General features: G+C 57.9%; 10 protein-coding genes. 4 read left to right on the top strand and 6 right to left on the bottom strand.

The window, feature by feature from the left end; genetic code table 11:
* Positions 1–225: 225 nt before the first annotated feature.
* The 6 genes from I6E39_RS10570 to I6E39_RS10545 form a co-directional block, all read right to left on the bottom strand.
* Positions 226–1,224, bottom strand: a complete 999-nt coding sequence (locus I6E39_RS10570; protein ID WP_235381547.1) for an electron transfer flavoprotein subunit alpha/FixB family protein — start codon at positions 1,222–1,224, stop codon at positions 226–228.
* A 16-nt stretch (positions 1,225–1,240) separates the two neighbouring features.
* Positions 1,241–2,026, bottom strand: a complete 786-nt coding sequence (locus tag I6E39_RS10565; RefSeq protein WP_235381546.1) for an electron transfer flavoprotein subunit beta/FixA family protein — start codon at positions 2,024–2,026, stop codon at positions 1,241–1,243.
* A 166-nt stretch (positions 2,027–2,192) separates the two neighbouring features.
* Entirely contained in the window at positions 2,193–3,329 is a 1,137-nt protein-coding gene (locus I6E39_RS10560) for an acyl-CoA dehydrogenase family protein (protein WP_235381545.1), read from the bottom strand.
* Between the two features lie 50 nt (positions 3,330–3,379).
* Positions 3,380–4,561, bottom strand: a complete 1,182-nt coding sequence (locus I6E39_RS10555) for a CaiB/BaiF CoA transferase family protein (protein ID WP_235381544.1) — start codon at positions 4,559–4,561, stop codon at positions 3,380–3,382.
* 101 nt (positions 4,562–4,662) lie between these two features.
* A complete protein-coding gene (locus I6E39_RS10550; protein WP_235381543.1) occupies positions 4,663–6,087 on the bottom strand; it encodes a YjiH family protein in 1,425 nt (474 codons plus the stop codon).
* A gap of 314 nt (positions 6,088–6,401) precedes the next feature.
* Complete coding sequence (locus I6E39_RS10545) at positions 6,402–7,541, bottom strand: acyl-CoA dehydrogenase (protein ID WP_235381542.1); 1,140 nt, start codon at positions 7,539–7,541, stop codon at positions 6,402–6,404.
* Between the two features lie 678 nt (positions 7,542–8,219).
* Here I6E39_RS10545 and I6E39_RS10540 point away from each other — a divergent pair.
* Genes I6E39_RS10540 through I6E39_RS10525 form a run of 4 tightly spaced genes read left to right on the top strand, consistent with a single transcriptional unit; the run spans position 8,220 to position 11,511 of the window.
* Entirely contained in the window at positions 8,220–8,861 is a 642-nt protein-coding gene (locus tag I6E39_RS10540; protein WP_235381541.1) for a hypothetical protein, read from the top strand.
* Between the two features lie 13 nt (positions 8,862–8,874).
* Entirely contained in the window at positions 8,875–9,666 is a 792-nt protein-coding gene (locus tag I6E39_RS10535; RefSeq protein ID WP_235381540.1) for a hypothetical protein, read from the top strand.
* A gap of 13 nt (positions 9,667–9,679) precedes the next feature.
* Positions 9,680–10,618 (top strand): hypothetical protein, encoded by a 939-nt coding sequence (locus I6E39_RS10530; protein ID WP_235381539.1) that lies wholly within the window; start codon positions 9,680–9,682, stop codon positions 10,616–10,618.
* An 11-nt stretch (positions 10,619–10,629) separates the two neighbouring features.
* A complete protein-coding gene (locus I6E39_RS10525) occupies positions 10,630–11,511 on the top strand; it encodes a peptidoglycan recognition protein family protein (protein WP_478358475.1) in 882 nt (293 codons plus the stop codon).
* Positions 11,512–11,609 lie beyond the last annotated feature (98 nt).

Genomic DNA, 11,609 nt, shown 5'->3' with positions numbered 1-11,609 from the left:
CCTTGTCAGCCTCACTCAGGTGGGACTCGCGGCGGGGAGCGCGGCGAAGACCCTCCTCAAAAGTGGGATACTCAGGCAGCTCGTAGTCCAGCTTGATGGTCATAGCTTCAGCAGCATAGCTCATGCTGAAATTCCTCCGTTCTTATTAAATAGCTGGGGCGCGGACAGGCCGCGGAAGGTGGCTCCCACGGGAGCCGCGCCCGGCTGGTGTTTTACCAGATAAGGTTAGCGGGTAGCCAGAACCTTCTTGATTTCCTCGATCATCACGGGAATGACCTTGTACAGGTCGCCCACGATGCCGTAGTTAGCCACACCGAAGATGGGGGCCTCCTCGTCCTTGTTGATGGCCACGATCACGTCAGAGGTCTTCATGCCGGCCAGGTGCTGCAGGGCGCCGGAGATACCGCAGGCGATGTACAGCTTGGGGGCGACAGTCTTACCGGTCTGGCCGACCTGGTGCTCATAGGGGATCCAGCCAGCGTCGACGGCGGCGCGGGAGGCGCCCACGGCGGCACCCAGAGTCTGGGCAAACTCACGGATCAGGTCGAAGCCGCTGGCATCGCCCAGGCCGCGACCGCCGGAGACGATGATCTGGGCGTCGGTCAGGCTGATCTCGCCGCTGGCCTTGGCCAGGACCTCACGGACCTTGGTCCGCAGCTCGGCTTCATCAGCATCCATGGCAACAGCGATGACCTCGCCGGTCTTGGAGGCGTCGGGCTCGGACTTGGACAGAGCGTTGGGACGGATGGTGCACATGGCGGGACGCTTCTCGGGGAAGACCACGTCGGCCATGATGTTGCCGCCGTAGGTGGGACGGGTGGCCACCAGCTGGCCATCCTCCAGATTCAGAGCCACACAGTCGGCAGCCAGGCCGGTCTCCAGACGGCTGGCCAGACGGGCAGCCAGATCACGGCCGTTGGTGGTGGCGGCCAGGAGCAGGATGTCGGGGGTGTTCTCCTTGACCAGATTCTCCAGCACCTTGCAGTAGCTGTCAGTGCGGTAATCCTTCAGCTTCTCGTCGTCGCAGACATAGACCTTGTCCGCGCCATAGGCAAAGGCTTCCTTAGCCTGATCCTGGACCTGAGCGCCCATCAGGACGGCACAGACCTCGGTGGACAGCTGATCGGCCAGCTTTCTGGCCTCGCTCAGCATCTCGTAGGAGACACCGGCAATCTTTCCGTCGGTCTGCTCCAGGCAGACCCATACGCTATTCTTATTAGACATGTCTTGTTCCCCCTTATCAGATGATCTTCTGCTCAACGAGCTTCTGGACGGCGATCTTACCGATCTCCTCAGCCTCTCCCTTGATCAGCTCGCCGCTCTGACGGGGAGCGGGGGTGTACAGCTTCTTGATGGCGGAGGGAGAGTTCTTGCCCACCTTGGCCGCATCGGCGCCGATGGCAGCGCAGTCCATGACGGGGATCTCAGCGCGGTTGGCCATTCTGGTGCGCTTCAGAGTGGGGTAACGGGGCTCATTCAGGGACTTCTCGCAAGTCAGCAGGACGGGCAGCTTAGCCTCGACCACTTCCTCGCCGGCGGGGCTAACGCGCTTGGCGGTCAGAGTGTCGGCGGTGACTTCCTTGATCTCGTTCACATAAGTGATCTGGGAAATACCCAGCTGCTCGGCAATGCCTGCGCCGACCTGGCCGGCGTCGTCGTCGATGGCCTGCTTGCCGCAGAGGATCACGTCGAACTCGCCGATGGACTTGATGGCCTTGGCCAGAGTGTAAGAGGTGGCCCAGGTGTCGGAGTCCTCCAGCGCGGGGTCATTGACCAGATAAGCCTTGGCAGCGCCCATGGACAGGCCAATGCGCAGAGTGGTCTTGCAGGAGTCGTCGCCCACGGACAGCACGCTGACCTCGCCGCCGTGCTCCTCGACCAGCTTCAGGCCGGCCTCGACCGCGTTCAGGTCGAAGGGGCTAACCATGGTCTCCACGCCGTCCTTGACGACGCGGTTGGTAGCGGCGTCCAGCTTGGGCACTACCGCGTTATCCGGTACTTGCTTGATACATACCAGTACATTCATGTTTTATCCTCCCAAATGGCGCGTATCGGAGGTCCCGATTTCGCGTTAATTTTTTCAAATGATATGGGCAAATCCTGTAAAACCAAGATTTGCCCATATCTTTGCTCTTAATATGAAGCTATCTGAGCTTTACCTTGTCCTGTATCAGAGACCTATAAGGACTGAATCAGTGCAGCAGCTGGCCAGCGATAACGATCTTCTGGACCTGAGAGGTACCCTCGAACAGCTCAGTGATGCGCTGGTCGCGGTAGATCCGCTCGATGGGGTACTCCTTCATGTAGCCGTAACCGCCGTGGATCTGCAGAGAGGTGTCGACCACCTTGTGAGCGGCCTCAGCGGCGAAGATCTTAGCCATGGCGGCCTGCTTGGTGAAGGGAACGCCCTGCTCCTTCAGGTCGGCGGCGTAGTAGGTCAGCATACGGGCGGCTTCCACCTGAGTGGCGGCGTCGGCCAGCATCCACTGGATGCCCTGGAACTTGGCGATGGGGCGCTTGAAGACCTCGCGCTCCTTGGCGTACTTGATGGCCAGATCCAGAGCGGACTGGGCGATACCAACGGACATAGCGGCGATGCCGATACGGCCGCGGTCAACCACGTCCAGAGCCAGACGGTAGCCGCCGTTCAGCTCGCCAACCATGTTCTCCTTGGGAACACGGCAGTTATCGAAGACGATCTCAGCGGTACGGGCGCCGCGGATACCCATCTTGTTATCCTCGGAGGCGATCTTCATGCCGGGGTTGCCCTTCTCGACCACGAAGCAGGTCATGCCGTGGCGGGGATCTTCCTTGTTGGTGATGGCGAAGCAGCACAGGAAGTCGCAGTGAGCGCCGCCGGTGATGAAGTGCTTCACGCCGTTGATGACCCACTCGTCGCCGTCCAGAACGGCAGTGGTCTTGTTGGAGGTCATGTCAGAACCGCCAGCGGGCTCAGTCAGACAGAAAGCAGCATACTTCTCGCCTTCCAGAGCGGGGCGCAGCCACTTCTCCTTCTGCTCGGCGTTGCCAGCCAGATACAGAGCGTCGAAGCCCAGATAGTGACCGGTGATGATAGAACCGGTAGCAGCGCAAGCGGCGGAGATCTCCTCCATGGCGATGGCTTCGGAAATGGCATCGTAACCAGCGCCGCCCAGCTCCTCGGGATAAGCCAGGCCCATCAGGTCCTGCTCGCCCAGAGCCTCGATGGTCTCGGTGGGGAAGCGGTTGTTAACGTCGATCTCCTCGGCCTTGGGAGCCAGATAGCTCTGGGCCCACTCGCGGACGGCGCGGCGCAGCGCCAGCTGGTCTTCAGTGTACTTGAAATCCATAATGTGTTTCCTCCTAGTATGTTGTTATTTAATGTATGATTTTTAAAAAATCAGAACACTTTTTCCTCTTCCCACTTGGCGATCTGCTCGTCGCTGTAACCAAAGATGTCGTGCAGGACCTCCTTGGTATCCTGACCCAGCAGAGGCGCGGGATGTCTGGGATCGGCGGGAGTCTCGGACAGCTTCATGGGGTTGCCGGTGATCTTGACCTTACCCATACCGGGCTGGTCGATCTCCACCAGCATCTCACGCTTCAGGATGCTGGGGTTCTCACAAGCCTCGTCCACGGTGCACAGGGGGCCGCAGGGAATGGAGCGTGCCTGCATCATCTCAATGGCCTCGGCCACCGTGTAGTCAGCAAAGAACTTCTCCAGAATCGCCTTCAGCTCCACGTCGTTCTCAGAACGGTGGGGATCGGAATCGAACTTCGGGTCTTTGATCAGGTCGGGCTGGCCGATCATCTCGCACAGCTTGGCGAAGTGAGGATCACTGGCCACGGCGATGATGACATGAGCGTCCTTGCAGCGGTAGATATCGAAGGGGGCGCTCAGAGGATGACGGGCGCCGACGCGGGTGGGATGGACGCCGCCGATGGTATACCGGACGACATTGGTCTCCACAAACGCGAAGACGCTGTCCAGCAGGGCCACGTCCACGTACTGACCCTTGCCGGTACGCTCACGGTTGTACAGGGCAACCAGAATGGCGGTCACCGCATACAGGCCGGCACTGACATCGCCCAGAGAGCTGCCCACACGGGCGGGGGGCGTATCGGGGTAGCCAGTGATGCTCATCATACCGGACATGCCCTGAGCCACGATGTCGTAGGCGGGCAGGTCACGCATGGGGCTGTCCTGACCAAAGCCGGAGATGGAGCAGTAAATGATACCGGGGTTGATCTCCTTGAGCTTTTCATAGGAGTAACCCAACTTATCCATCACGCCCGGCTTGAAGTTCTCAACAACAATATCACACTTCTTGACCATGTCATAGATGATATCCTTGCCGCGCTTCAGGTCCAGGGTAATCCCTTTTTTGCCGCGGTTGACCAGAGTGTAGTAGCCGCTCTGGCCATTGACGAAGGGGCCAAAGATCCGGCTCCCATCGCCGGTTCCGGGTCTTTCGATCTTGATGACTTCCGCACCGAAGTCGGCCAGGTTCATGGTACAGAACGGACCGGCCAGGACCTGGGTGAAGTCCAGAACCCGAACACCGCTTAACGCTTTGTTCATAGCAACATCTCCTCAAACAAAAACCTTTGATGCTTCACGGCACAAGTTCTGTTCTCAGTTCAAAGCTATGATCTCAGATACTCAGATTTAAGATACAGCAATTACACCGGGAAGAAAATGTGCGCAAAGATGGAAACCATGGGGATCGCGATCAGGGTACGAATCAGGAAGATAGCGACGAGCTCCCAAGCCTTCCACTCGACGTCGGAGGCCAGCATGGCGTTGGCGCTCTCGTCGAAGAAAATGATCTGAACGGTGCTGAGCACGCAGACGAAGAAGATGGCGCACTCGGTGATATCCTTGCCGGCGATGAGCATGGAGGGCAGCAGAACCTCACTGATACCGATCAGGGTAGAGGGAGCGACCACAGCAGCGTCAGGCACCTGGCACAGGTTCAGATAGGGGATCATGGGAATGCCGAGCCAGTTGAAGACGGGGGTGTTAAAGCCGAGCCACAGCACGATGGTACCGACGGCAACGACGAAAGCGACGATCTTCAGAGTGAAGCCGAGCACGTCGCCCAGGCAGGTGTAGAGGATTCTCCAGCTGCCATCACGGGCCTTGGTGACGCCGGCGGTGAAAGCCTCAGACAGGGTGTCCTTGGTGTACTTGCCGGGCTTGCGCAGCTCGGGGGACTGAACAGTACCGTCAATGTAAGTATCGGCTTTCTTGCTCAGGGGCCAAATGCGGATGACGATGGCCGCCATAATGAAAGCGCAGATCAGAGAAGTGAGAACGACCTTGCCGTACATATCGGGGCGGTCGACGTTGGAGCAGATCAGAGCGAACAGACCGAGAGAAACCACGGAGAAGTTCGTCATGATGCAGCTGGCTTCCTTCTTGGTATACACTTTCTCATTGTAGAGCTTGTTGGTGATAAACACGCCGACAGCGGGAGCAGCCACGAAAGAGGACAGAGCGTCGATGGCGGACTCACCGGGCAGCTTGTACAGACGGCGCATCATGGGAGAGATCAACACGCCCAGGAACTCCAGCAGACCAAACTCAGTCAGGAAGTTGACCAGCCAGCCGGCAACAAAGCAGGTGACCAGGCAGGAACCGCCCAGATAAACAGCCTCGGGACCGACATTGCCATCAAGGATGGCGGCAGGGCCAACATTGAACAGGCAGAGGATACAGACAACGATAGCGATCAGGTAAAGAACGCCGTTGACGATGCCGTCTTTTACGAAGAACTTACCAAAGAAACCGTCCTTCTTGATGAACTTACCGATCACATAGCCCACGAAGATGAAAGCGCAGATGACGGTAACGATCACGTCAAAGTGAGCCTTGATGGCGCCCTTAACCAGGTTGACGATCAGGACCATGGGCACGCCGCTCTTGTCACCGATGGTAACGTTGACGAAGAAGCAGATGATGCCGACGATTGCGAAGAAGAGGAACTTAAAGATATTGGCGCCGGTCAAAGCGGATTTATCCATCTTTGCGCCGACTTTTTCTCTCAGCTCTCGTTCCACACGTTCCTGTTCAGTTTCTTGCGTGGTGATCTTGTTTTCTGCCATAATAATTTGCCTCCCTCATTTTTTATAAATCATATGACTTTCATAAGACGGCGCTTGCAAAGGAAGTTGCCGTCAATGGAAGCCATTTGATTCCGATCAACACATAAACCGGAGCTTCGGGAAGCTGGGAAGCTAAAAGGCCCTTCTAAATAGAGAATATTGCCGTTCGCTGCGAAAAAGGGCCCCCCAACATCACAGCACCATATTAGTAAACTAAATCGGTTAGATTATACTACAAATAAGGGAGATGGGCAATAGGCAATTGGGTTATCCCTATGCCCATCTCCCGCGGTATTGCAGCAGATCTTGTTCTCTTACTTCAGCAGAGAACGGGAGATGACCATACGCTGAACCTCGGAGGTACCCTCGTAGATCTGGGTGATCTTGGCGTCGCGCATCATGCGCTCCACGGGATACTCGCGGGTGTAGCCGTAGCCGCCCAGCAGCTGCACGCACTCGGTGGTGACGCGCATGGCGGTCTCAGCGGCGAACAGCTTGGCGTGAGCGGACTCCACGGAGTAGGGCAGGTGGTTGTCCTTGGCCCAAGCAGCGCGGTAGACCATCAGACGAGCGGCCTCGACCTGGTTGGCCAGGTTGGCGATGACGAACTGGGTGTTCTGGAATGCGGACAGAGGCTTGCCGAACTGCTCACGCATCTTGACATAGGCAATGGCCTCGTTCAGAGCGCCCTGGGCGATACCCAGAGCCTGAGCGGCGATGCCGATACGGCCACCGTCCAGGGTATGCATGGCGACCTTGAAGCCTTCGCCCTCCTTGCCCAGCAGGTTCTCCTCGGGGACGATGCAGTCCTCGAAGATCAGGCTGGCAGTGGCGGAGCCGCGGATACCCATCTTCTTCTCGTGCTTGCCGATGGAGAAGCCCTCGAAGCCGTCCTCCACGATGAAGGCGGAGATGCCGTGGTTGCCCTTCTCCTTGTCGGTCATGGCCATGACCACATAGATGCCAGCCTCACCGGCGTTGGTGATGAAGCACTTGGAGCCGTTCAGTACGTAATGGTCGCCCTTCTTCACGGCGGTGGTCTTCTGACGGGAGGCGTCGGTACCGGCGTTGGGCTCGGTCAGACCGAAAGCGCCCAGGCACTCGCCGCTGGCCAGACGGGTCAGATACTTCTGCTTCTGCTCCTCGGTGCCCCAGTCATAGATGGGAGCGGAACCCAGGGAGGTGTGAGCGGACAGGGTAACGCCGGTGGAGGCGCAAACCTTGGACAGCTCTTCCACAGCGATCACGTAGCTCAGGTAGTCGCCCTCGCCGCCGCCGTACTCCTCAGGCCAGGGAATACCCAGCATCTCGTTCTCGGCCATCTTCTCAATGCTTTCCTTGGGGAAGCGCTCGTTCTCGTCGATCTCCTCAGCCAGAGGCTTGATCTCTTTTTCCGCAAAGTCGCGATACATTTTCTGTATCATCTTGTATTCATCGTTGAAGCCAAAATCCATTTGTAATTTCCGCCCTTTCTTAGGTTTCTTTTGACGCGTCGGCCGTTCACCGACTCTGTGATAGGATTATAAAAGGGAAACCGTCTCCAAAACGTCAAAATTTTTTTGCCCGGGAATCAGTTGGTACCCACCTTGCGGAAAAAACGCAAGGTGGAGCTTGTCTTTCTCACACGGACACTTTCCTAAAATATTTCCGCCATGGGACGCAATATGGGTCACTGGGAACAGTTTCCGTCAAATTTTTATCAAGGGAAATTATTAGTGTATTGGCGTTGTGCAAAATAGCCAATTTTCTACAGGTATTTTTTCTACTGTGCTGTGCGCTTCTGTTATCCTGGAAGGCCAAATCTGACTTCGCAGCTTGCTTCAGGCGACTAAAATGCAAGAACGGCTGCTGTTCCGTCAAGGTGGCCAGTCTGTTGATTGCCGGGAATGCACTACCAATATATAAGAGGAAGACTTTTGTAGAGGCCTCGATTCCGGCACATGAGGCGAACAGAAGAGGAATCGCGGCATGATGGCCCTGGGTTGCTTTGAGTGGTTATGACGGCCTGAACAAGGACCTGATCAAGCGCCTGAAAGGCCGGGTCATGGAAAACTGAACTTTTTCTGGGGAAGGGTGTGCGCAGGAATACATCAAATCGACTGTTCCTTCGTATGGTTAGGAGGGAGGATTTTATGATCACATTTCAGAATTGGCAGCTCACAGAGTCGAGAGAACTCATCGCCCGGCAATACGACAACCTGTCCCGCCGCCTGGAGGTGACAGGAGAGCTTCCGGATGGCTGGGAGTGGGCCATGCTGGTCCAGGTGGGCAGCGCCATGGACGTCATCGCCCTGGAGCCCATAGAGGGAGGCGTTGGGGTTACCCTGACGGAGGACCAGCTGTCCCAGAACGGGTACTACAAGATGCAGCTGCGGGGGAGCCAGGGGGACGTGGTGCGGCACACCAACATCATTTCCGCGTTTATCCCGCCCTCGCTGTCCGGGACGGGCCAGTGGCCTACGGTGCCCAGCGAATTTACCCAGGTGGAGCGGCGTATCCGGGAGTTGAACGAGCACCCGTCCATCCCGGGAGACCATGGGTTCTGGCTGGTGTGGGATCTGGAGCGCCACAGCTATGTGGAGAGCGTGTTTCCGCTGCCCGCCGGCGGCTCCGGCGGGACCTATTTTACCACCGACGAGACGCTGACCCTGAAAGAAGGCGTCCTGAGCGTCAACACCGCCGACGCGGCGGAGCAGGACAACACGCTGCCCATCACTTCTGCGGCAGTCCATTCCGCCATGGGAAACATTGAAGTCTTATTAAAGACGATCTGAGGAGGGATCGACCATGAGCATTGCAGCTGAATTGAGCCGCATCCAAACCAACCGCAACACCATCCGAGCCAAGCTTGTGGAGCTTGGCATGTCCACCAGCACCGCCAATCTGGACGCGCTGGCGTCCGCCATTGATAGCCTGATCAATCAGGGGGCCGTGTCTGTCTCGGTCAAGGAGGGGGAGACCTATACCATCCCCGCCGGGTATCACAACGGCAGCGGCACCGTCAGCGGTGTGGCGGGCGGCGGGGACTATGCCCTGCAGAGCAAGAGCGTGACCCCCACCAAAAAGCAGCAGAACGTGACGCCGGACGCCGGGTATTATGGCTTGTCCGACGTGACGCTGGCCCCCATTCCCGACGCCTACCAGGACGTGTCCGGTGTTACCGCGGCGGCGGAAGACGTGCTTGCCGGCAAGGTATATGTGCTGGTGGACGGAACTGTGACCGCCGGAACGATGCCCAACAACGGCGCCGCGGCCAAGACCCTGGACGCTGCCGCCGTCAGCTACACCATCCCCAAGGGTTACCACAGCGGCGGCGGAACCGTAAAGATCGTCCTGGAGACCAGAACTGTTACACCCACCAAGTCCCTTCAAGAGATCGCCCCCGCCTCCGGCAAAGTGTTGAGCAAGGTGACGGTCAACGCCATCCCGGATAACTACGTGGACAAGACCGGGGCCGAGTCCATCAGCTTGACCATGGACGGCCTGACCCAAACCTCCGTCACCATTCCGGAGGGCTACACTCTGGGCGGCACTGTCAGCCTGACGGGCGACATTGAGAACGCTCTGGCTGCAATCTGAGGAGGGTGAGCGAATGAGTGTACAAACACAGATCGACCGCATCAGCGGGGCGGTGGCAGATGCTAAATCGGCGATCTCCGCCAAGGGCGTAACTGTACCGGAAAACGCAAATGTGGAGAGTCTGGCAGGACTGATCGGGCAGATCGAGGGCGGCGGAATTGATACATCAGATGCCACGGCAACGGCGAGTGACATGGCAGAAGGTGTCACTGCTTATGTGAAAGGTGAAAAAGTCACCGGCAACGTCCCAGTTCGGTCTGGTGCGTCATGGGAAACGTTAACTGCTGTGTGGGATGACTCAAATTCCAGATTGCGGCTATCCGGGAAAATAGCAGCAAAGCGAATATATGAATCCAGTAGTACAGTCAATATGTATTGTGACGGTGAAAAACTGGGAGACGCAACAGCGGCCGATGTCGCGGAAGGGAAAACCTTCACTTCCTATGCTGGGTTGAAGGTCACTGGCACAGCCAAAGCCAGCGTTCCCACCCTTCAGGCAAAGACCGTCACGCCATCTGCCGCCGAGCAGACTGTCACGCCTGATTCCGGCTATGACGGCCTGTCCAGCGTGACGGTGGAAGGCGACGCCAACCTGGTTCCGGGCAACATCAAGAGCGGCGTGTCCATCTTCGGCGTGGTCGGCAGTTTTGAGGGCTCCGGAGGCAGCGGCGGCTCCAGCGACAACAACTGCGAGGCGTACCATATCACGTCGGCATCCGCAGTGTTAAGCTTCAAGGGGACCGGGACCGTGAAGGTGTGGGGCTACGGCTCTAAGAAAAGTAACTATACAACGACGGTATATGCCTTTGTGGGTGATGGTTATTATGCCGGTTCCTCGTATGGCACACCCTCTAAGACCAGCGCAACGTTCAGCATTGCGTCAGACGGCACGCTGAGCGGGCTGCCCAGCGGATTGTCCGCAATCGACCTGCTTGTGACCGTGGGCGTGTAAGGAGGACGGACATGAGCGAGATCAAAAATTGTTTGGAGTGCCCCAAGGATAAGACCTGCTCCTCCTGGTACGGCGGCTCCATGTGTACTGAGGCACCCGGACGGGGGCGGACGATGAACCTGCATAAATGCCTCCTGACCCGCAACGACTGCTACAAAGCCGGGAAGACCATCGTGCCCCACGGCGTCATGGTCCACAGTACCGCTGGGAACAATCCCTGGTTGAAGCGGTACGTGGGCCCGGACGACGGCCTTCTTGGCGTGAACAAGAACAACAACCACTGGAACATGCCAGGCGTGGGGGCCTGCGTCCACGCCTTCATCGGCAAGCTGGCCGACGGTTCCGTGGCCACCTACCAGACCCTGCCCTGGACCATGCGGGGCTGGCACTGCGGAAAGGGTAGCAAGGGCAGCGGCAACGACACCCACATCTCTTTTGAAATCTGTGAGGACGGCCTGACGGACGCCAGCTATTTCAATGCGGTGTACCGAGAGGCGGTGGAGCTGACGGCCATGCTGTGCAAGGAGTTCCACTTTGATCCCATGGCCGACGGCGTTGTCATTTGCCACGCCGAGGGCCATAAGCGGGGCATCGCCTCCAACCACGGGGACGTGCTCCACTGGTTCCCCAAGCACGGCAAGACCATGGACGACTTCCGGGCCGACGTGGCCCGGGCGATGAAGGGAGAGAGCGATTTGACGGAGAAGGAAGTCCGGGCCATCGTCCGGGATGAGTACGTCAAAATTGAATCCGAGCGGGCTGCGCAGCCCGTCAGCGCCTGGGCGGCAGCCCTATTAGAGGAAGCCAAGGCTAAGGGCATTACTGACGGCTCACGGCCCCAGAGCTACGCCACCCGCCAGGAAGTGGCTCTCATGGTGAACGCTGTGAAATAAAACAACGCCCCGGTCTTCCGCACACTGAACAGCCCCAGATTGTGCGGACAGCACAAAAAGATCCCCTGGTAGGAAAAGATTAAGTTTTAAGCGGAGAG

The sequence above is a fragment of the Pseudoflavonifractor phocaeensis genome, from assembly GCF_021531375.1.
Classification (GTDB): Bacteria; Bacillota; Clostridia; order Oscillospirales; family Oscillospiraceae; genus Lawsonibacter; species Lawsonibacter phocaeensis_B.
Note: the sequence above shows the minus strand (reverse complement) of the source record. Positions and strands in the feature narration are given on the sequence as shown.

Coding starts and splice junctions, on each gene's coding strand:
- I6E39_RS10570 (WP_235381547.1), bottom strand. CDS start 1,224: ATGTCTAATAAGAATAGCGTATGGGTCTGCCTGGAGCAGACCGACGGA.
- I6E39_RS10565 (WP_235381546.1), bottom strand. CDS start 2,026: ATGAATGTACTGGTATGTATCAAGCAAGTACCGGATAACGCGGTAGTG.
- I6E39_RS10560 (WP_235381545.1), bottom strand. CDS start 3,329: ATGGATTTCAAGTACACTGAAGACCAGCTGGCGCTGCGCCGCGCCGTC.
- I6E39_RS10555 (WP_235381544.1), bottom strand. CDS start 4,561: ATGAACAAAGCGTTAAGCGGTGTTCGGGTTCTGGACTTCACCCAGGTC.
- I6E39_RS10550 (WP_235381543.1), bottom strand. CDS start 6,087: ATGGCAGAAAACAAGATCACCACGCAAGAAACTGAACAGGAACGTGTG.
- I6E39_RS10545 (WP_235381542.1), bottom strand. CDS start 7,541: ATGGATTTTGGCTTCAACGATGAATACAAGATGATACAGAAAATGTAT.
- I6E39_RS10540 (WP_235381541.1), top strand. CDS start 8,220: ATGATCACATTTCAGAATTGGCAGCTCACAGAGTCGAGAGAACTCATC.
- I6E39_RS10535 (WP_235381540.1), top strand. CDS start 8,875: ATGAGCATTGCAGCTGAATTGAGCCGCATCCAAACCAACCGCAACACC.
- I6E39_RS10530 (WP_235381539.1), top strand. CDS start 9,680: ATGAGTGTACAAACACAGATCGACCGCATCAGCGGGGCGGTGGCAGAT.
- I6E39_RS10525 (WP_478358475.1), top strand. CDS start 10,630: ATGAGCGAGATCAAAAATTGTTTGGAGTGCCCCAAGGATAAGACCTGC.